This is a genomic window from Micromonospora arborensis, from assembly GCF_003205615.1.
In the GTDB taxonomy this organism is placed as follows: Bacteria; Actinomycetota; Actinomycetes; order Mycobacteriales; family Micromonosporaceae; genus Micromonospora; species Micromonospora arborensis.
In genome coordinates, this window is the sequence record NZ_PYBV01000059.1 from 1 (window position 1) to 20,107 (window position 20,107).

The window sequence follows — 20,107 nt, forward strand, 5'->3', positions numbered from 1 at the left end:
CCCCGCCCCACCCCGCCCCGGTGGCGGCAGAGCCCGGTCCACCGACTGGGCACCGCTCTCGCCGTGCCGGTGTCGGCGAGGCGTGGCCGCGGCTCGCCGCAGCAGGTGACGATGACGGTGCAGCCCAGCGGTGCGCCGAGGCCCACTCAGCAGCACCAGACCGTCGGAGACGTCAGACTGCGGGAAGGCCCAGGGCTTCGTCGACGCGGGCGAGTACGGCGACGTCGTCCTCGGGGTTCACGCCCCGCAGCAGGTCGATGGCCGTGGCACGAATCTGGCCGATGATCATGGCCAGTGGAAGGGTCTGCGTGGAGCCGAAGAGCTGCCCGGCGGTGTGCACGGCAGCCAGGGCGGCTTCGTCGGCCCGGGTGGCGTGCCGATCGGCAGCCTCGTCCTGCCCGTCCAGGTCGGCGGCGAGAGCGGCACCGGCCTCCCGGACCGCCGCCGCCAGCGACCGCAGGGCAGCACCCAGCTCAGGCGGCGCAGCCGGGGCACGCACCTCAGACGGCGGGACTGGGGCACGCACCTCAGACGGCGACGCTGGAGCACGCACCTCGGACAACGGCACTGGAGCACGCACCTCAGACGGCGGCACTGGAGCACGCACCCCGGACAACGGCACTGGGGCACGCACCGCAGACGGCGGCGCCGCGACGTGTAGCCGGCTCAGTGTCACGCCGGCGCGGGCCAGCACTCGAACGTTGCGGACCGCATAGTCGATCTGTCGGATCGACTCGTCCACCGACCTCAGTCGACCGATGTGCCGGCGTCGTCGGACGTTGAGCCGCAGCGCCTCACCGGCAGCCAGCACCCCGTTGCGCAGCCCGTCCACCCGGGCGTCCATCCCCCGGGCCTGCGTGAGCGCGGTGACGGCGGCGGTCTCGTCGCGGTGGTCCAGCGCGTCGGCGATCTCGCCCAGCAGCCCAGCCAGCTCGTCGAAGGTTCGTCGTACCTCGGCGACCAGCGGTGCCAGCGGGTGCCGGGCGTCGACCAGCAGGCTGGCCGCGAGGGCGACCGCGCCACCGATCAGCGCGTCGACGAACCGGAACGGCACCAGCGACCCGTCCGGCGGTGCGACCACCACCAGGTAGAGCGCGGAGACCGCGGCCTGCACCAGTGTCACGCCGGTGGCGCCGAAGGCCACCGCGAGGAGGACGGTGAGCAGGATGACGGTGAACACCGTCCAGGTGGTGCCCGGGCCGAGCGCCTGCACCACCAGGTCCGCGACGAGCACCCCGGCGGCGACTCCGAGAACGACCTCGACGGCCCGCCGGATGCGCTGCCCCCGGGCCTGACCGAGCACGATCAGCGCCGCGGCGGGTGCGAAGAAGGGCTGCGGGTGCCCGAGCAGCCGGGTGGCCAGCAGCCAGGCCACGGTCGCGGCGGCGGTCGCCTCCAGCACCGGCCGCCAGCCGTGCCGCAGCCGCCCGCCGGCCGTCCGCAGCCCGCTGAACCGCACCATCGCCACCCTCCCTCGCCCGCGCCGGCCGGCCTACCGTGACCCGGCTCGGCACCGCGCCGTCAACCCACGGCACCACACCGCCGCTCTCCCTTTGGAGCTGATGTCGTGGACGCATCGCGCCTGATGTCGTAAGCGATTCAGCTCCGAAGCGTCGGCTCACCGCACCACGCCGCCAACCCGCGACATCCTGAGGCGATCGTCTCCCATCACCTGACGGCCCTGCTCACCGGGGTTATTCAGCCCTGGTAGGCCCGCTCCCCCACCGCCGCCAGTCGCGCGTGGTCAGCGGCGCTGCCGAGCATGCCGCGCAGGCCGGCGGTGTAGGCGGTGGCGGCGTCCACGCCGAGCCGGGCGGCGAACGCGTACTCCTCGGCCAGCGTGATGTCGAAGATGGCCGGGTCGTCGGTGGAGACCGAGCAGGCAACCCCGCCGTCGGTCAGCACGGTCAACGGATGCGGGCGGTCCGCCCGGGCCACCCCCAGGCGCAGGTTGGAGGTGGGCGTCACGTCCAGCACGATGTCCCGCTCAGCCAACTCGGCGACCAGCTCCGGATCGTCCACGGCCCGCACACCGTGTCGGATCCGGACCGCGCCCATCGCCAGCACCTCGCGGACCGCCTCCGGCCCGGCCGCCTCACCGGCGTGCGGCACGAACGGCAGGCCGCCGTCGCGGGCCACGTCCACCACCCGTGTGTACGGGATGGTCGGGTGCCGCCCCTCGGCGCCGGACAGCCCGAAACCGACCACACCCCGCCCGGCGAAGCGGGTGGCGACGCGGGCCGCGGCCTCGGTGAAGTCGAGGTCGTGACCTCGGCAGACCTGCGGGGTCAACCCGATCGAGACCCCGTACGACTCGCGGGCCTCGGCCGCCGCGTCGACCAGAGCGGCGAGCACGTTCGCCCAGCCGGCCAACCCGAGTCCTTCGTCGGCGTCCACGATCGGTTCCAGGTGGACCGCACCGTCGCGGGCGGCCTCGGCGGCGTAGGCCAGCAACGCCCGCCGGTAGTCCTGCGGTGTACGCAGCACCACCGTCATCGCGTTCCAGGTGGCGATGAAGTCGTACAGGTCGTCGAACGTCCCGGGCGTCGCGGCCGGCACCGGGAGGCGGTGGCCACGGGCCAGCGCGGCGAGCAGCGGCGGGCGGACCGTGCCCTCCAGGTGGACATGCAGTTCGATCTTCGGGGTGTGGCGCTGAGCCGGCGTCATCGCGGACCTTCCGGGGGGTGGCCGAATGGGGGCGTTCAGCCTGCCCCACCCCAACCCGGACCGGCCTCCCCCACGGGAGGGATCAGCACCGTGAGAACCGCGCTCGGCCCAAAACTCCAGAGTAGTCATTTGTGCCGTGCCAGGCCCCCGTCAAATATGACAGTACGTCGGTACAATCGGCGACTGCGTTGTGACCGATCGCTGACTGCTCATGGTGAAAGCGATCACACACACTGATCCCATGAACAGGAGAGTGAACCGCGGTAAGGCACTCCGCGTCGCGGTGTGTCTCCTTCTTGTCGCCGCACTGAGCGGCTGCATGCAGCTCAACATGGGGCTCACCGTCAACGCCGACGACACGGTCGACGGGCAGTTGCTGTTGACGGCCCAGAAGTCCCTGCTGAGCTCGCGCAACAAGAACATTTCGGCGGCGTTCGCGGAGCTGCGGCAGAACATTCCCGCCCTGCCGCAGGGCGAGGAGACCGGCTACGAGGATGACAAACTCTTCGGTTCCCAGATCAGTTATCGCAAAGCGCCGCTGGCGGGTTTCGACACGGAGAGCGTGAAACTGGTCCGGGACGGCGATCTGTACCGATTCACATTGCCGCTCGACCCGTCCAAATACGGCGGAAAGGTTGCGCAGCAGAATCCGCAACAGCAGCAGGCATTCCTCAAGTTGATGTCGTTCGAGATCTCGATGACGTTTCCCGGCAGGGTGCTCGACAGCAATGGCACCGTCAACGGCCGGTCGGTCAGCTGGAAGGTGGACTCCAACCAGGACAAGCCGGCCGAGCTGCGGGCGGTCGCCGAGGCGCCACCCCGACCGTCCACCTCGCCGGCCGCCGCCACCGACGAAGGTGGGATGGGCTGGCCGCTGATCGTCGGCGGCGTGCTCCTGGTGCTGCTGCTCGCCGCGGTGGGCGTACTCCTGTTGTTGCGCCGCCGGCACCCCACGGCGCCGGCTGCGCCCGACCCGACCTCGCCCGGCCCACCCGCCGGCGCCCCGGGGCCCGGCTGATCCACCACCACATTCCGGTCGCACCATCGTAGAAAAGAGGGGGATCGTCATGAACGATCTCTTCACCTGGGCAGCCCTGGGGACCATCGCCGGCGCGAGCGCCGCCACCCTGCTGGCCACCAACGTCATCGGGGGGCTGATCGGCCCCAGCGGCGACAAGCTCCGCAAGTGGATCGCCATCGTCATCGCGCTCCTGCTGTCCTACCTGACCGCGGCGTTCGCGGATGAGGTCGGTGGCGAGAAGTGGATCATCGCGTTCTTCAACGCGCTCGTCATCTTCTCGGCCGCGCTCGGCGTCAGCCAGTTCCCGCCCGGCAACCGGCAGGCGACGCCGACCCAACTCGCGAGCGGTCGCGAGCCCAAGATCTTCCGCTCCTGGGTCTGAGAGGTGCCGTCATGATCTTCGGAATTCTCAGCGCGGCGGTCCAGGTCATCCTCGGCGCCCTGTTCGGCTTCCTCGCCGGCGGCCCGATCGGCCTGCTGATCGGCGCCGTCGTGGGCCTGCTGATCGGCGCGGTCTTCGGCTGGGCGGTGACGTCCGCCGGGGTGTACGCACCAGACGCCCGCGGCATCTTCCTCTTCGTCGTCGACCACACCTGGAGCCTGCTCAACACAGTCGTCGGCGCCATCTACCTGACCGTGCACCTGATCTTCGGGCACTCGCTGGACCGGCCCACCTCGTCCGGCAGCGGCCGGGTCAGCGTGGTGGAGGGGGTCTCACCCCGCTACGCCACCACCATCGGCACCGTCTGCGCCGGCTCCAGCTCCGGCATCCAACGGCACGAGGACGTGCACATCTTCCAGGGTCGCCTGCTCGGCCCGCTCTACATCCCGCTGGTGCTGGCGAACTACGTCCTGTTCACCATCGCCCCGGTGTGGCTGCTCTACCACGACCACACGAACGCGCCGATCAACCGGTTCACCCGCTACTTCGAGATCGGTGTCTACCCGCACGTGTGGAACGAGGCCATCGCGTACCGGATCCAGGGGACGCCGCCGCGATGACCACCGACGGGCGCGGACCGATCGAGACGGCGACCGCCGAGCTGGCCGCCTGGCTGACCAACTCGGCGGGGGAACCCGTCCCGATCGGCCCGCCCCGCGCGTGCGACGACGCGGCCGGGCTCACCCTCTGGCCGCTGGAGCTGCGCCCAGCCCGGCAGACCCGCTCCAGCGGCGCGGTCCGCGAACCGTACCGGTTCACGGTCCGCTACCTGTTGTGCGTGACCGGGCCGGGTGGCTTGCCCCGGCTGGACCGGGTGCTCACCGCCGCGACGAGCGACGGCAGCTACCCGGTCGTCCTGGAGGCCGGCGAGGCCGCACTGTGGACGGCGTTCGGCACGGCGCCCCGACCGGCGCTGCTGATCGACGTGCCCGCCCAGGTGGACCACCCCACCCCGGCCGCTCCGCCGGTGCTGCAACCGCTGCGGCTGCGGCAACTGGAGGTACGCGCCCTCACCGGCCGGGTGGTCGGCCCCGAGGACCAACCACTGGCGGCGATGCGCGTCGAACTGCCCAGCACCGGCTCCGCCACCCGCACCGACCCCGAGGGCCGGTTCCTGATCGTCGGTGTTCCGCACGACCCGGAGCACCCGAGCCCGGTCCGGCTCCGGCTGACCGGCCGGGGGCTCGTCCTCACCGCCGACGTCGACCCCGCCGAACCCGACCTCGTCATCGTCTGCGCGCCACCGACCCACTGACGCCCACCCGCACAGGAGGACCGATGCCCAGCTACTTCTCCCCCGGCATCTATGTCGAGGAGGTCCCCAGCGGCGCCCGACCGATCGGCCCGGCGAGCACCAGCATCGCCGCGTTCGTCGGCGTCGCCCCGGACCGCTCCGCCCAACTGGGCAGGGCGGTGCCGGTCAACAACTGGACGGAGTTCCTGCGGCTCTTCGCTGGCGGGGAGCGGGTGGAGAGCACCCCGTTGGCCCGGGCGGTCTTCGGTTTCCTGGACAACGGGGGCGCCCGCTGCTGGGTGGTCAACGTCGGCGACGGCGGCGCGATCACCGGCACCGGACAGCGCCGCGGTGGCCTACAACTGCTGGAGGCCGTCGACGAGATCTCCATCATCGCCGCACCCGGCTTCCACGACGCGGTGTCCCACGAGGCGCTGCTCAGCATGGCCGAGCGCACCCGCACCATGGTCGCGATCTGCGACCCGGCACCGGACATCGACGACATCGCCGCGCTGACCCGGGTCGCCACACCGTCCTCCGGCAAACCCCCCAAGCCCGCCGAGGGTACGGGCGGCACGGGCGCTTCCGGAGGCTCGGGCGGGCCGGGCGGTTCCGGCGGGCACGAGGGGGCCGCGTACCGGCCCCGGCAGTCCGAGTTCGGCGCCTTCTACTACCCCTGGCTACGGGTACGCGATCCGATCAGCGGTGAGTTGGAACTCACCCCGCCGAGCGGGCACCTGGCGGGCATCTGGGCCCGCACCGACGCCCTGCGCGGGGTGCACAAGGCACCGGCCAACGAACCCGTACGCGGCGCCGTCGACCTGGGCTACCTGGTCACCCGACCGGAACACGACGTGCTCAACCCCAAGGGCGTCAACGTGATCCGCTACTTCGCCGGCGAGGGCATCCGCGTCTGGGGCGCCCGTACGCTCGCCGCCGAGGCCAGCGAGTGGCGCTACCTCAACGTACGGCGACTCAGCATCGCCATCGAACAGGCCATCGCCAACGGCACCCGGTGGATGGTCTTCGAGCCCAACGACTTCACCCTCTGGCGCTCGATCCGACGCGACATCGGGGCGTTCCTCACCCGGGTGTGGCGCGACGGCGCGCTGCTCGGGCGCAGCCCCGAGGAGGCGTTCTTCGTCAAGTGCGACGAGGAGACCAACCCGGCGGACGTCCGCGACGCGGGCATGGTGATCGCCCACATCGGCATCGCCGTCGTCAAGCCCGCCGAATTCGTGGTGTTCAAGCTGAGCCAGTGGGCCGGCGGCACCGAGACCGAGACGATCGGAGGCTGACATGCCCACCACAGCCACCCCGCAGCCCGGCGCCCCGGTCGACCCGTACCGGGCGTACAACTTCCGGCTGCTCATCAACGGCGTCACCAACGGCCACTTCACCGAGATGACCGGGCTGGAGGTGAACATCCCCGGGCAGCCGTACCGGGAGCACGGCCTGGGCCGGATGCGGATGGTGCCCGGTCAGGCCGAGTACGAGCCGGTGACGCTGCACTTCGGCCTCACCGCCTCCCGCGAGCTGTGGGACTGGGTGAACGCCACCGCGCAGGGCACCCTCAACCGTCGCAACGTCTCCGTGGTGCTGCTCGACTCGGTCGGGACCGCCGAGGTGCTGCGGTGGAACCTGATCGACGCCTGGCCCACCCGATGGCGGGGCGCGCACCTCAACACACTCAGCCACGAGATCGCCATCGCCTCGTTGACCCTGCGCTACGAGGGCCTGGAGCTGGAGACCGGCGGTGCCACCGCGCCGACACCCGCGTAGCTGGCTGGCCGGCCGGTTGCGCTCGGCGGCCGGTGCGGTGCACCGCCTCGCCGGGCGGGTCGAGCCCGCCGGGCACCTCCCGGCAAGCCCGCCGTCGGCCCCGCCCACGCCAGCGCCGCGGCGCTTCGGGGAACCCCCGCAGCACTGGCTGGACCTGGTCAGCGCACACGCGCCCGGGCTGCTGCACGACCTGGACCTCGACCCACCCGCTGCGGAACCGACGGAGGGGCGCGACGACGCCGCCGGCGGGCCCGGCTTCGGCGATCGCCTCGATCAGGACGGTCCGGACCGGTGGACCTCGGTGACCCGACCGGCGCAGCCCGTCGGAGAGGACGCTGGGTTCCCCACCGACTCGATGGGTAGGCGTGCCCCTGGCACGGTGGGTAGGCCCGGCCGCGTAACCAGCACGAATGGCCCTGACCCGGCCGGGCATCCCGACGGGCGTGGCCGACCGGCGTCCGCCACGGTGGGTGACGACGCAACGGTGGGCGCGGCGTACGGCGTCGACGGGCCGGAGATGGTGACCGAAGGTGGAGGGCCGGACGGGTCGCACCCGCCGGGCGGAACCGGGAGGTCTGCGCACCCGTCGAGCGCAGCCGACCGGTCCGCCAGCCCAGGCACGAGCGGTGCCAGCCCACGGGGCAGCAGCGACGCCCCCGCCGTCGCGCTCACCGCCGAGGTGCCGCTCGCGTCGGATGGGGACCGACGTTCGCCAGGCCGGCTGCTGGACGGTTGGCGTCTGCGCCCGCCATTCCGACAGGTCGCCGCCACAGGACCGGCGCGAGCCGACACCCCGCCCGCCGACCCAAGAGGGCTGCCCCAGTTCGGGCCCCCAATCCACAACGCCCCCAGCGGGATCTTGGAAGATTTCGGCCCCTCCAGGGGCGTTTACCTTCCAAGGTCCACGACCGACTCCGCCGACGCCGGCGGGGCGAGTCCGGACCGGGTGGCGGGTCGGCACGGACGGTCACGTGTAGGCGAGGCAGGCACGGGTTGGGGGTCAGCTGTGAGCGGCGTGGCGGCGACCTGCGGCGGGTCTGCGGTGACTGGCGGCGGCGTGGCGGCGACTGGCGGCGGGACTGCGGCGACTGGCGGCGGCGTGGCGGCGACTGGCGGCGGGACTGCGGCGACTGGCGGCGGCGTGGCGGCGACTGGCGGCGGGACTGCGGCGACTGGCGGCGGCGTGGCGGCGACTGGCGGCGGGACTGCGGCGACTGGCGGCGGCCTGTGGCCGGTTCTTCCGGACGATCGGGCACGGTCGGGGCAGCGGGTCGGCGAACGATGTGGACAAGGCGCCGGAAACCGGAACGGGCCGGCCGCGAGGGCCGCAGGTGTCGCCTGGACCGGCTCGGCGCACCGCGATCCGGGCGTCGGGCGAGGGCCGGAGAGCGCGGTGTTCCAGGCCGACGCGACGGCGCTCGACCCGTGGCCGGCGCTGCCCGACGACACCACACTCTGGTCGGTCGCCGGCGCGGCGGTGAACGATGCCCAGCTCAGCCGGTTGGATCGCGAACAGGCGGGTGGCTGATGGAACGCGTCGCCTTCCTCATCGACTCCTCCGGCGAGCGGGTGGACTGCCTGCTCAACCCGGAGACCGTGCAGGTGACCCGGCTCGCCGGCGTACGCCATCGGGGTGCCTCCGGCGGGCAGCTCACCGGGTCCGGGCTGGCCGACGATCCGCTGGTCTTCACCGGCGGCGGCCGAACCGAGCTGGTGCTCGACCTACTCTTCGACGTCGACTTCGTCCAGGCGCAGGTCCGCCCGGCCGACGTACGGGTCCTGACCCGTCCCCTCTGGATGCTGGCCGAGAACTCGACCGCCGAGCACGGCTGGCTGCGTCCGCCGCTGGTCCGGTTGGTCTGGGGCAAGACCTGGAACGTGCCCGGCGTGATCATCGCGGTGGCGGAACGGTTCGACGCGTTCACCGGCACCGGGTCACCGCGACGCTCCTGGCTACGGCTGAAGCTGGTCCGGGCCGCCGAGTCCGCCGACCAGGCGGAGGCCGGCTTCGCCGAGGAGCTGGCCGCGGCGAGCACCCCGACCGCCGCACCGGGCAGCGCGGTCATCGCCGCCGGCGACGGCGCGGCAGAGCCGGGTCGTTCGGGGGTGCGCTTCGACCTGCTGGCCAACGACGCTCTCGGCTCTCCGCTGCGCTGGCGCCTGCTGGCCGAACACAACCGGATCACCGATCCCCTCGCCGTGCCAGCCGGCACCACCCTCGCCGTCCCACCGGCCGGCAGCACCGGCGGCGGATCGACCGTCGGTGGTTCGCTGACCGGGATGGCTCGGGCGGTGGCCGGTGCGGCGGGCGCGGGAGCGACGTACGTGGGCGCCTCGATCGCCAGCGCGGCCGGCACGAGAACGAGCGGGTCCGGCAACCCCGGGGGTACGCCGTGACCAGCGTCGCGCCCCGGGCGTTGATCGTCCTGCTCGACGGTGCCGAGCTGGCGGGCGCGGCCCGTCAGCGGGTTCGCTCGCTGCGGGTGGCGGCGCGCCTCGACCAGCCCACGCAGGCGGAGCTGGTGCTCGCCACCACCGTCGGGGCCGGCGCGCTCGACCCGGCGGTACGCCCCGGCACGACACTCGACGTACGGCTCGCCGACCACTCCGACGCCCTGTTCAGCGGGGAGGTCACCGCCGTGGAGGTCGAGTACGCCGCCGACGGGGCGGCGGTGCTGCGGCTGCGGGCGTACGACCCGTTGCATCGGCTGCGCAAGCGGCAGGGGTTGCGGGTCTTCACCTCGGTGACCGCCGTCGAGCTGGCCCGGGAGCTGTGCGGCGAGGTGGGGCTGGACGTGACCGCGGAGGTCGACGGGCCACGGCTGGAACGGCTGTTGCAGCACCGGCACAGCGACCTGGAGCTGCTCCGCGAGGTCGCCGGCCGGGCCGGGCTGCACCTGGCCGCCGACGGCAGCGGGATCCGGCTGATCACTCTGGCCGGCTACGGCGAGCCGGTCGCGTTGACCCTCGGCGCGGGCGTGCACACCCTGCGGCTGGCCACCAACGCCGACCAGGCCAGCGGTGCCAGCGCGGCGCTGGGCTGGCACCCGCAGCGGGCCGAGGTGATCAGCCAGCAGGCCGACGAGGCGCGCTGCGGCCGACCCGCCGGCGACCGCCCGGACCCGGCCGACGTGGGCGCCGACGGGGTACGCACCGTCGTCGACCAGCCCGGCCGCAGCGACGACGAGTTGGCGGCGCTGGCCCAGGCTCGACTGGACACCCGCGCGGCCGCGCTGGTCACCGCCGAGGGGGTGGCCGAGGGTGACCCGGCACTACGGCCGGGCCGACGGGTCGACCTGAGCGGTGTGCCCGACCCGGTCGCCGGGGCGTACGTGCTGACCGAGGTGGTGCACACCGTGGACGGCAACGGGCACCTGACGCGGTTCTCCACGGTGCCGCCAGCCACCCCGGCGGCGCCGACCGGCGGAGCGGTGGTCACCCTCGGCACCGTCACCGACGTCGCGGACCCGGACGGGCTGGGCCGGGTCCGTCTGACCCTGCCGGCGTACGGGGACCTGGACGCGGGCTGGCTCGCCGTGCTCTGCCCCGGTGCCGGACGCGGCAAGGGTCTGGTTGCGCTGCCCGATCCGGACGACACCGTGCTGGTGGTGCTGCCCGGCGGTGAGCCGGCCTCGGGCATCGTGCTGGGTTCGCTGTTCGGCGCCGTCGAGCCGTACGACGCGGGCATCGACGACGGGAAGGCGCGTCGCTGGACGCTGCGCACCGCCGGCGGGCAGTCGATCGTCGTCGACGACGTGCAGCGCAGTCTGCGGCTGGCCACCGAGGGTGGCAGCTTCCTGGAACTGACCCCCGACCTGGCCACTCTGCACGCGGCGTCCGACCTGGTGATCTCCGCACCGGGCCGGGCCATGGTGGTACGCGCCCGCAGCGTGGACTTCCTGCACGCGGAGTCGACCGAGGACCCGACGACCGCGGCGCGGCAGGCCCGTTCGCTCGCCCGCGCCCACCACGAAGGAGGCGGCTGATGCGCTGGATCCACCGTGACTCCGTGATCACCTGCGATCACGACGGCCGGGTCGAGAACCGACCCTCGCGGCAGTGGGTGACCGTCACCGGTGTGCCCGTGCTGGTGGACGACGACCCGGAGGGCCGCACGATCGTCGCCTGCCCGAACTACGGCCCGACCATCAAGCCGTGCACGACGACACTGACCGTCCGCGTCGGCTACAGCGACTGGGTCCGCGTCGACGGGCACCGGGTGGTGCTGTCGCACCTGGAGGGATTCACGAACGGCACTCCCCCGGGGCTGGTCAAGCACATGGTGCAGGACCCGCGCCAGCAGTTCCTGGGGTCGGACCGATGAGGGCCTTCCGCTTCGTCGGGGCCGGCTTCGACGCCGGCCGGAGCGGCGGCCTGGCGCTCACCGCGGCCGGCGGGCTGGCGATGACCGAGGGCGACGAGAGCGTACGACAGGCGCTGTTTCTGCTCCTGTCGACCACGCCGGGCGAGCGGCTGATGCGACCCGGGTACGGGTCCCGACTGCACCGGCTCGTCTTCGCGCCCAACGACGACACCACGGCTGGTCTGGCCATCCACTACGTCCGGCAGGCCATCGCCCGCTGGGAGCCACGAGTGGAGGTGATCGACGTGGACGCCGGGCCGGACCCGGACGACGCGTGGCGGTTGGTGATCCGGTTGGACTACCGGGTGCGGGCCAGCCTGACGCCCGGGCAGTTGGTCTTCTCCGTGGACCTGCTCCCGACCGACGAGCCCGCGCGAGGAGGGGCGTCATGACACTGCCCGTGCCGCACCTGGACGATCGCGGGTTCCTCGACCTGGTCACCGAGGCCCGGGAACGGATCCAGCAGTCCTGCCCGGCCTGGACCGACCTGTCCGCGCACGATCCCGGCATGGCGCTGGTGGAGGCGTTCGCGCACCTGACCGAGGTGATGATCTACCGGCTGAACCAGTTGCCGGAGAAGGCGTACGTCTCGTTCCTGAACCTGCTCGGGATCGCCCGGCACGCGCCCACCGCGGCCTGGGCGGACGTCCGGTTCACCCGCAGCGGCACCGACAGCGCCGCGGTGCGGATCCCGGCCGGTCTGCGGGTCGCGGCGGCACGTGGCGCGGATCCCCGGCCGGTCGTGTTCGTCACCACCGAGCCGGCCCTGCTGCCCGCCGGCGAGGCGGCGGTGACGGTCCGGATGCACCACTGTGAACCCGTCGAGGCGGAACTGCTCGGTGTGGGCACCGGCCAGCCCGGTCAGGTGCTGCGCGCCGCCCACGCCCCGCTGGCGCACACCGCCGAACCGTTGGATCTGCTGCTCGGGGTGGAGGTGCCGGCCGACACGGTCGAGTTGGGTGCGGCGGCCCGCGAGCACGACGGCCGCACGTTCGAGATCTGGCAGCCGGTGGACAGCTTCGCGGGGCTCGGCCCGCAGGCCAAGGCGTACCTGGTCGACCGCTGCTCGGGCACCGTCACCTTCGCCCCGGCCCTCGACCTGCGACCGGCCGCCGGGACGGTCCCGGCCGCGTCCGGCGACGCCGAACCCGCCGCGACCGGCGGTCTGACGGCGGTGACGGTGGCGGCGGTGCCGCCGGCCGGGCGGCAGGTCCGGCTCTGGTACCGGGCCGGCGGCGGGCCCACCGGCAACGTGGCGGCGGGCACGCTCACCAGCCTGCGCGACCCACTACCCGGGGTACGCGTCGACAACCCCACGCCGGCGGCCGGCGGCCGGGAGATGGAGGCGCTGGAGTCGGTGCTGCTCCGCGGTCCGTACGAGTTCTTCGCCCAGCAGCGGGCGGTCACCGCGCGCGACTTCGAGATGCTGGCGACGAACTCCGGCGCGGTGGCGCGGGCGCGGGCGTTCACCCGCGCCGCGGTGTACAGCTTCGCCCGGCCGGGCGAAGTCGAGGTGGTGCTGGTGCCGTACGTGCCACCGGCGGCCCGCCCCGGTGGCCGGCTGCCGGTGGCGGTGCTGCGCGAGCACGAGGTGCCCGAGGCGCGGCGACGGGTGGAGGCGGACCTGGAGGAACGCCGGATGGTCGGCATCCGGTCCCGGGCGACCTGGGCCCGGTTCAAGGCGGTGTCGGTACGCGCCCGGGTGGTGGTTCGCCGGGAGGAGGACGTGGACGCGGTCCGACGCCGGATCCACGACCGGCTGCACCAGACGTTGAGCCCGCTGCCGACCGCGCTCAACCCGACCGGTTGGCCGTTCGGCGAGCCACTGCGGGCGTCCAACGTCTACCGGCTGCTGGAGCACGCGGAGCCGGGTGTGCGCTACGTCGAGTCGGTCCGGTTCGTGGTCGACGAGGCACCCGACGCCGGGGTACGCGCGCTCGCCGTCGACCAGTACCAGCCGCGCACCTGGTACGCCGGGCGCGGCCCGGTGCTGTTCCGTTCCAGCAACGGCGGTGCGGGTTGGGAGCCGGCCGGCCGTTTCGACGATGAGACGGTGCTGCGGGTGGCGCCCGCGCCCGCGCCGGTGCGGCCGGGCATCGTGGCGCGTCCCGGTTCGGTGGCGGTGGTGACGCTGCGCGCCTCCGGCGGCTCGCGGGTGCATCTGAGCACCGATCTGGGCGAGACGTGGTCGCTGCTGACCGACCTGGATTCGCGGATCTCCGACGTGGCCTGGCTGGACCGCGACGGCGCGGGCGCGCTGCTGGTGGCCACCGACACCGGCCTGTACGAGGTGTCGCTGCTGCCCGGGGCGGTGCCGCTGCAGATCCTGGTCGACCCGTCCGACGCCGACCGGGGGTTCTACGCGGTGCGCGCGTTCGTCTCGGAGCGGGGCGCCCCGGGCGTGGCGGTGGCCGCGCAGGCCAGCTTCGGGGTGTACCTGTCGACCGCCGGCGGCCGGCCCGGCAGCTTCACCCACGTCGGTCTTTCCAACGTGGACAACCGGGTCCTCACCGTGCAGTACGACGGCCCGGCCACCCTGCTGTGGAGTGGCGCGGGTGAGCCGGACCCGAGGAAACCCGGCCAGGGCTGCCACCGCACCAGGCTGTTCGAATCCGACGTGAAGTGGCAGTCGGTGCAGGCCGGCTGGATCGGCGGCACCTGCCGGGATCTCGCGTTCGCCGGCTCGCAGGCGGTGGCGGCCACGCAGAGCGGCGGGGTATTGCGGCTGGACACCCTGGCCGCCCAGCCACAGTGGCAGTCGGTGTCGGTCAACTGCGGTCTGCCGCTGCGGGACCGGACCCGCTTCGTGCCGGTCGACGCCATCGCCGTGAGCGGGGCCTCCGGCTCGGCCGGTCCGGCGACCGGCGCCACCGGCGGAACCAACGGAGCCGGCGGCTCCGGCGGTGCCGCCGCGGAGCGGCTGATCCTGGCCGGCGGTGAGCGCGGCGTGCACCGCAGCGCCGACGCCGTCGACTGGACGCCCAGCGCCAACCAGGCCACCGCCGACGTGGTGACCGTCCCGGATACCTGGCTGCTCTGCTCCGGCGAGCACGACATCGAGGTGGTGCGCCAGGATGCGACGTTCGGCGATTGAACGGCTGCTGCCCGCCGCGTACCAGCGGGCCTGTGTGCCCGGCAGCGTGCTCTGGGCACTGCTCGACGTGATGGAAGGGCTGCACGCCCCGGACGAGGCGATCCTCGCCGAGGTGGACGCTCTGTTCGACCCGTACCGGGCACCGGACGGGCTGGTCGTGCGGTTGACCCGCTGGGTGGCGATGGATCACGTGGTGGCCTCGCCCCGACCGGACGCCCCGCTGCCGCTGCCGGTGGGCCGGCTGCGCGACCTGGTGGCCAACGCCGCCCTGTTGGCCCGGTGGCGGGGCACCCCGTACGGCATGCGAAAAGCTCTCGAGGTGGCCACCGGGTTGAGTGGTTTCGCATTGGACGAGTCGGCCGAGCGGGCCTTCCACGTCGTGGTGCGGGTGCCGGCCGCCGCCGCCGGCCAGCTCGCCGTGATCACCCGCATCGTCGAGGCGGAGAAACCCGCCTCGACCACCGTCGAGATCGTCCTGGAAGAGGAGTCGTCATGACCACCGAGTGGGCGGTCGTCGCCGCCGCCGAGCAGTTCACCCTCGACCCGCGCAACAGCGGCGAGCTGACCTTCACCGTCTCCAACCCGGGAAACGCACCGGACACGGTGGTGTTCGACGTGGCACCCGGTGACGGCTCCCAGCGGGCGTGGTTCACCGTCGCCGAGCCGCAGCGGGTCGTACCCGGGCAGGGTTCGGTGTCGTTCCTGGTCAAGCTCGCCGTGCCGGCGGGCACCCCGCCTCGGCGCTACGACATGACCGGGTTCGCGTACTCGGCGAACACCGCGCCGGAGGAGAGTTCCCGTTCCAGCGGTCGGGTCACGTACGAGGTGCGGGCGGTCGCGCCGCCACGGCGTACCCCGTGGTTGTGGATCGCCGCCGCGGCGGCGTTGGTGCTGGTGGTGGTGACCGTGGGGGTGGTGCTGCTGACCCGCGACGGCGAGCCCGCCCCCGGCGAGCCCCGCGTGGTCACCGTCGAGGCGGAGAGCCTGGTGGAGGGCGCGACCGTGGAGTCGCCCCGCAAGAGCGGCGCGGTCGTGGTGGCGCAGCCCAACTGCTGCGGGGTGACCTGGTCCGGGGACAAGCAGCTGTTCTTCCAGGGGCTGGCCATCGGCGACCAGGTCACCGTGACGGTGCAGATCCCGGCCGACGGCACGTGGCGTTTCGCCACCGTGCGCACGACCTCGTTCGACTACGCCAACACGGTCTTCACCATCGACGGCGCCCAGGTCGGCGGGGCGTTCCTCGGGTTCAATCAGACTGTGCAGAAGACCGAGTTCCTGGACGTGGGCACGGTCCGGCTCACCAAGGGCCCACACCGGGTCACCCTGGCGGTGGTGGGCAAGACACAGGGCACCAACCGCTACTTCGCGGGCGTCGACGAGATCCGGTTCACCGAGATCGTGGCGCAGGCCGTGGCGCGATGAGTGGCCGACAGAAGGCGCTGCTCGGGCTGTTCGCCGTCCTGCTGGTGGCGCTGTTCGTGGTCGCGGTCGGCGCGGGCCGCGACGACCCGGGTGATCCGGGTGCCCGGCACGGGTTCGTCGACCGGCTGGGTGCGCTGGGGGGCGAGCGTTCGGCGGTGGACCCGGCGACGGTCAGCGCCGACTGCGCCGATCAGACCGGCCGGTTGGTGTTCTCCGGTAGCTGCGTGGTGCGGGTCGCCGACCCGGGCGGGCTACGCACCCTGGTACTGCGCAGCGCGGCGCGGTTCACGGTCGTCGCGTCCGCGCCCGGCGACGCCGAGCTCACCATCCGCGACGAGGTCGAGCCGGCGTCCGACGGCACCGGCGCGGTGGCGAAGGTCGCCGTCGACCAGGCCACCGAGGTGGGCCTGACCTGCCCCGGTCTGAGCGGCTGCACAGTCCTCGTGGCCACGTCCTGACCCTGATCGCCGAGGCCACGTCCCTGGCCGGATCGTCGAGACCGCGTTCTGACCGGATCGTCGCGGCCACGTGTTGAGCTGAGAGGAAGGTGCCGCCGTGGGTGACCTGCGTAAGCCGTTCCTGCTGCTGGCCATGCTCGCGATCGTCCTGGCGATCGGGGTGGAGTTGGGTGCCGGGTTACTGCTGGGCGGCGCCGACGCCGGCGCGGCGCTGGCCGACAGCGCCGGCGCGCTGGATGTGGAGCTCGACGACGCGTCCGGGGTCACCGAGCCGTCCGGCCGGGGCACCGGCTACCTGGCGTTGATCGACGCGGTGGCGGTCTGGAGTACCGGGCTGTTCTGCCTGGGCCTGCTGCTGCCCGAACGCGTCCAGGGTCGCGTGCAGGGCGTGGCCAGCCTGATCTTCTCCATCATCCTGATCATCGTCGGGCTGGTCGCGCTGATCATCGCTTTCGTGGAACTCATGATCATGGTGTCGCTGTTCCTGGCCGTCCCGTTCGGCACGCTGGCGTACCTGGCGTTGTGGGGGTTCTTCCCGGTCGGCGAGGCGGCGGTGCTGCTCGGGCTGGTGCTGCTGCTCAAGCTGGTGTGGGCCGGGCTGCTGGTGCTGGCCCAGCCGCGCTTCCTGCAGAACAAGGGCCTCGTCCTGCTGATCCTCACCACCCTGCTCTGCACGGTCGTGCTGGAGTTCCTGCACAACCTGGTGCCGGTGATCCTGGTCAGCATCGTCGACGACGTGGCAGCGCTGATCTTCGCGGTGATCGCAATCGTCTGGGGCCTGGTCCTGCTGATCGGCTCGATCCCAGCGATAGCCAAAGCCATCCGGGTAACGGCCGCCCTGCGCCCCCACCCCCCTGAACCCCGTTGATCATGAGGTTATTGCCATCCCGCCCGGCGTGTCGTGGCAATAACCTCATGATCGACGCGTGGTCCTGGCCGGGCCGGGCGGACTCAGTCCACTTTGGTTAGGAGGGGTTTGCCTTTTTCTACTACGTAGGTGGCTAGCTCGACTGCTATTCCGTTGCCTACGTTGCGGGCCTGGTGGTGGACGCCGTAGGGCACGGTCAGTGCGTCACCGACATTGCACACCACCGGCGGTTGACCTTCGAGCGTGTATTCCAGAGTGCCCTGCAGAACGCAGATGATCTCTTCGCCGGGATGGAAGTGCTTGAACGGCGGTGAGTCCGGCGTGAATTCCACCCGACTCTGGATGACCTCGCGTCCGGGAATGCTGAGATCGTGTTTCTGCAGATCGACACGCCACAACCCCGGCGCTCCCTCGACCGCTGTCGGACTGATGCCCTTGGGTCGATCTTGTCCGCCCACCACGGCCTCCTATGGGCCGTCGTGCAGACGGCGCCCGCCCCCGTTGAGATATCCGCTCGAGGATAAGGGGCCGCGGACGCGTCGGGGGCGGAGATGACCGACAAGGCAGCCCACGATGCGGCGGCGCGCGTCGTGGGCCGCCGAGCCCCGATCATTGACGAGCAGCTTCCCACCACGCCAGATTGGTGGCCGCGTGGGCGACCGGTTCGATGATCTCCCACACCTCTGCGATGGCGCCGTCGGCGATACGCAGGACGTCGACGACAACGATCTCCGGTCCCCCATCGGGGAGCTGGCGTCGCGAGTGCACCACGACGTGGTCACTGTCGGCCAGCACGTGCAGGATTTCGACCTGCATGCCGGCGGTCGGGCCCAGCGCAGCGCGGACAGCCGCGAGCCATTCCGCCTTGGTCGAGGTTGTCGAATCCGGCCGGTGGTGGATGAAATCCTCGCTGAGGAACGAGGCGAGCGTGTCCGTGTCGCCCCTGTCGATCAGCCCCGCCAGCGCGCGTTGGACGATGCTCTTGTTCTGCGTGGTCATGGGCCCAAGTGTTTCCCCGGCCCGTTGTGTTGTCGATGACATCGCACTTCATGGCGTTCGGCGCGACGATGAGTACGCTCCTGATCGTGTACACGGTCGGGGCGCTCCTGCGACAGTGGCGGCAGCGCCGAGGGCTGAGCCAACTCGACCTGGCGATCGCCGCGGATGTCTCGGCTCGGCACGTCAGCCTGGTCGAGACCGGCAAGTCCACACCGAGCGCGGACATGATCCTGCGGCTCGCGGAGCAACTCCACGTGCCGCTGCGTGACCGCAACCGGCTGTTGCTCGCCGCCGGCTTCGCACCCCGGTACGCGGAACGTCCGCTCGACGACACCGCCCTGTCGGCTGCCCTCGACTCGGTCCGCAGGGTGCTCCAGGCGCACGAGCCGTACCCGGCACTGGTCTTCGACCGTCGGTGGAACATCGTGCTGACCAACCGCGCGGTCGACCCGTTCCTCGCGAAGGTCGCCCCCGAGCTGTTGCGACCACCGGTGAACCTGGTGCGGCTGGGTCTGGACCCGCGCGGGTTCGCTCCCCTGGTCGTCAACCTGGCGGACGTACGTGCGGTGTTCCGCAGCCGGATCTCGCGCCAGCTCGCCGCCGCTCCCGACGCGGAGCTCACCGCACTCTACGAGGAACTGCTGCTGCCCGAGGACCCCATGGGCCAACGCGTCGACGCCGACGTGGTGATCCCGATGATCCTGCGGATCGGCGGCCGAGAGCTGCGGCTGTTCTCCACCATCACCACCTTCGGGACCCCGATGGACATCACGATCGACGAGATCGCGATCGAGTCCTACTACCCGGCAGACCCGGAGAGCGCCGCCTACTTCACGAAGCAGTAGCACCGTCCGTCCGCCGATCGGACGCGCTGGCTGCCAGGGCGGCGGCGGTGGCGGCGTCCAGTGCACCGTCGGCGACCACCACCGCGTGCCGGCCCCGCCGCGTCGTGCCGGCCGCGATGGTGACCGGCCGTTCGAACGCAAACGCCACCCCCACGCCCGGATACATCGCGGTCCGCGTGAACCACCGGTCGCCGTCGCCGAGACCACCGAAGACCAGGGTGTACGCCCGCCCGTCCGGCCCGGTGCCGGCCAGGGCGACCCACGGCTCGGCGGAACCGTTGACCGTCTCCTCCCCCGTCGCCGAGGCGCTGAACACCGACGCGGGCTCGGCGGTGACCGCCCGCCAGAAGAACCCGCCGTAGCCGGCGCCGTCGGGGCGGCCGTTGGTGGCCGGGCTACCCAGCCGCACGTCCTGCCCGTCCGGGGCCCGCAGCGTGTAGTCCAGGTCCAGCCGCCAGGCCGACACGTCCCCGGTCAACGGGACGGCGGTCAGCCGACGGTCCTCGGTGAGCAGCACCGCCGAGTGCGGGTCGCGCCATTCGAGCCGGTGGGCCAGCCGGTCGGCGGACCGCTCCGACCAGCCGGTGTGTGCGATCCGCCCGTGGTCGTCACGCCAGGTGTAGCCGACGTCGCGGACGTAGGTGCGCCCGCCCCAGAGGTTGCTGCCGTTGACGTCCTGCACGGCGAGGGAGGCGCCGAGATGCCACACGTGGTCGGCGGGCAGCGCGTCGGTGACCACCGTCCCGCCCAGGGTGCGTACCGGATGCAGGTACGGCCGCGGTCCGTGCCGCGCGTCCAGCGCCGGGTCGACCACGTACCGGGCCACCTCCGTCCCGTCGACCACCAACCGCGCCGGCTCCTGCCCGGTGTTCACGGCACCTCCGGATGGGCAGAGACCGGCCGGCGGCCGGC

22 protein-coding genes are annotated in these 20,107 nt (G+C 72.5%); 17 read left to right on the forward strand and 5 right to left on the reverse strand.

Annotated features, from left to right (window positions below):
* Positions 1-172: 172 nt before the first annotated feature.
* Both C7C45_RS35320 and C7C45_RS31275 read right to left on the reverse strand, forming a co-directional pair.
* The gene (locus C7C45_RS35320) at positions 173-1,462 is read right to left on the reverse strand and encodes an FUSC family protein (RefSeq protein WP_244200661.1); all 1,290 of its coding nucleotides are present in this window, start codon (positions 1,460-1,462) and stop codon (positions 173-175) included.
* A gap of 236 nt (positions 1,463-1,698) precedes the next feature.
* Complete coding sequence (locus C7C45_RS31275) at positions 1,699-2,667, reverse strand: adenosine deaminase family protein (RefSeq protein WP_110568233.1); 969 nt, start codon at positions 2,665-2,667, stop codon at positions 1,699-1,701.
* Positions 2,668-2,908: 241 nt separating this feature from the next.
* Between C7C45_RS31275 and C7C45_RS31280 the strand changes: the two genes are divergently transcribed.
* The 16 genes from C7C45_RS31280 (at position 2,909) to C7C45_RS31350 (ending at position 17,351) form a co-directional block, all read left to right on the forward strand.
* A complete protein-coding gene (locus C7C45_RS31280; protein WP_110568235.1) occupies positions 2,909-3,685 on the forward strand; it encodes an LppM family (lipo)protein in 777 nt (258 codons plus the stop codon).
* 49 nt (positions 3,686-3,734) lie between these two features.
* Positions 3,735-4,070, forward strand: coding sequence for a hypothetical protein (locus C7C45_RS31285; protein ID WP_110568237.1), 336 nt, complete (start codon positions 3,735-3,737; stop codon positions 4,068-4,070).
* A gap of 11 nt (positions 4,071-4,081) precedes the next feature.
* Positions 4,082-4,690 carry a glycine zipper family protein gene (locus C7C45_RS31290; RefSeq protein ID WP_110568239.1) on the forward strand — a complete coding sequence of 203 codons (609 nt, stop codon included), beginning with the start codon at positions 4,082-4,084 and terminating at the stop codon, positions 4,688-4,690.
* Positions 4,687-5,385 (forward strand): carboxypeptidase regulatory-like domain-containing protein, encoded by a 699-nt coding sequence (locus C7C45_RS31295; RefSeq protein ID WP_110568241.1) that lies wholly within the window; start codon positions 4,687-4,689, stop codon positions 5,383-5,385. The genes C7C45_RS31290 and C7C45_RS31295 overlap by 4 nt, the downstream gene beginning before the upstream one ends.
* Positions 5,386-5,408: 23 nt before the next feature.
* Positions 5,409-6,662: a phage tail sheath family protein gene (locus C7C45_RS31300; RefSeq protein ID WP_110568243.1), complete on the forward strand. Its 1,254-nt coding sequence runs from the start codon at positions 5,409-5,411 to the stop codon at positions 6,660-6,662.
* 1 nt (position 6,663) lies between these two features.
* Positions 6,664-7,146, forward strand: coding sequence for a phage tail protein (locus C7C45_RS31305; RefSeq protein ID WP_030327509.1), 483 nt, complete (start codon positions 6,664-6,666; stop codon positions 7,144-7,146).
* Between the two features lie 1,393 nt (positions 7,147-8,539).
* Positions 8,540-8,674 carry a hypothetical protein gene (locus C7C45_RS35625; protein ID WP_280101416.1) on the forward strand — a complete coding sequence of 45 codons (135 nt, stop codon included), beginning with the start codon at positions 8,540-8,542 and terminating at the stop codon, positions 8,672-8,674.
* Positions 8,674-9,543: a CIS tube protein gene (locus tag C7C45_RS31310; protein ID WP_110568245.1), complete on the forward strand. Its 870-nt coding sequence runs from the start codon at positions 8,674-8,676 to the stop codon at positions 9,541-9,543. The genes C7C45_RS35625 and C7C45_RS31310 overlap by 1 nt, the downstream gene beginning before the upstream one ends.
* Complete coding sequence (locus C7C45_RS31315; RefSeq protein WP_110568247.1) at positions 9,540-11,132, forward strand: contractile injection system protein, VgrG/Pvc8 family; 1,593 nt, start codon at positions 9,540-9,542, stop codon at positions 11,130-11,132. The genes C7C45_RS31310 and C7C45_RS31315 overlap by 4 nt, the downstream gene beginning before the upstream one ends.
* The gene (locus tag C7C45_RS31320; RefSeq protein WP_110568248.1) at positions 11,132-11,470 is read left to right on the forward strand and encodes a hypothetical protein; all 339 of its coding nucleotides are present in this window, start codon (positions 11,132-11,134) and stop codon (positions 11,468-11,470) included. The genes C7C45_RS31315 and C7C45_RS31320 overlap by 1 nt, the downstream gene beginning before the upstream one ends.
* Positions 11,467-11,901 (forward strand): GPW/gp25 family protein, encoded by a 435-nt coding sequence (locus tag C7C45_RS31325; protein WP_110568249.1) that lies wholly within the window; start codon positions 11,467-11,469, stop codon positions 11,899-11,901. Before C7C45_RS31320 ends, C7C45_RS31325 begins: the two co-directional genes overlap by 4 nt.
* Positions 11,898-14,603: a putative baseplate assembly protein gene (locus C7C45_RS31330; protein ID WP_110568251.1), complete on the forward strand. Its 2,706-nt coding sequence runs from the start codon at positions 11,898-11,900 to the stop codon at positions 14,601-14,603. The genes C7C45_RS31325 and C7C45_RS31330 overlap by 4 nt, the downstream gene beginning before the upstream one ends.
* Positions 14,584-15,099: a phage tail protein gene (locus C7C45_RS31335; RefSeq protein WP_110568253.1), complete on the forward strand. Its 516-nt coding sequence runs from the start codon at positions 14,584-14,586 to the stop codon at positions 15,097-15,099. Before C7C45_RS31330 ends, C7C45_RS31335 begins: the two co-directional genes overlap by 20 nt.
* Entirely contained in the window at positions 15,096-16,025 is a 930-nt protein-coding gene (locus C7C45_RS31340) for a carbohydrate-binding protein (protein ID WP_110568255.1), read from the forward strand. The genes C7C45_RS31335 and C7C45_RS31340 overlap by 4 nt, the downstream gene beginning before the upstream one ends.
* Positions 16,022-16,483, forward strand: coding sequence for a hypothetical protein (locus C7C45_RS31345; RefSeq protein ID WP_110568257.1), 462 nt, complete (start codon positions 16,022-16,024; stop codon positions 16,481-16,483). Before C7C45_RS31340 ends, C7C45_RS31345 begins: the two co-directional genes overlap by 4 nt.
* A gap of 97 nt (positions 16,484-16,580) precedes the next feature.
* On the forward strand, positions 16,581-17,351 hold the full coding sequence (locus C7C45_RS31350; RefSeq protein ID WP_110568259.1) for a hypothetical protein: 771 nt from the start codon (positions 16,581-16,583) through the stop codon (positions 17,349-17,351).
* A gap of 83 nt (positions 17,352-17,434) precedes the next feature.
* Here C7C45_RS31350 and C7C45_RS31355 read toward each other — a convergent pair whose 3' ends face one another.
* Together C7C45_RS31355 and C7C45_RS31360 are read right to left on the reverse strand one after the other, a co-directional pair.
* Positions 17,435-17,809: a cupin domain-containing protein gene (locus tag C7C45_RS31355; RefSeq protein WP_110568303.1), complete on the reverse strand. Its 375-nt coding sequence runs from the start codon at positions 17,807-17,809 to the stop codon at positions 17,435-17,437.
* Positions 17,810-17,960: 151 nt separating this feature from the next.
* Complete coding sequence (locus C7C45_RS31360) at positions 17,961-18,350, reverse strand: nuclear transport factor 2 family protein (RefSeq protein WP_110568261.1); 390 nt, start codon at positions 18,348-18,350, stop codon at positions 17,961-17,963.
* A gap of 35 nt (positions 18,351-18,385) precedes the next feature.
* On the opposite strand from C7C45_RS31360, the gene C7C45_RS31365 reads away from it, so the two are divergent.
* Entirely contained in the window at positions 18,386-19,195 is an 810-nt protein-coding gene (locus C7C45_RS31365) for a helix-turn-helix domain-containing protein (protein ID WP_244200662.1), read from the forward strand.
* Here the strand turns inward: C7C45_RS31365 and C7C45_RS31370 are convergent.
* Positions 19,182-20,069: a DUF6807 domain-containing protein gene (locus C7C45_RS31370; protein ID WP_110568307.1), complete on the reverse strand. Its 888-nt coding sequence runs from the start codon at positions 20,067-20,069 to the stop codon at positions 19,182-19,184. The two genes, C7C45_RS31365 and C7C45_RS31370, sit on opposite strands and share 14 nt — an antisense overlap.
* Positions 20,070-20,107 lie beyond the last annotated feature (38 nt).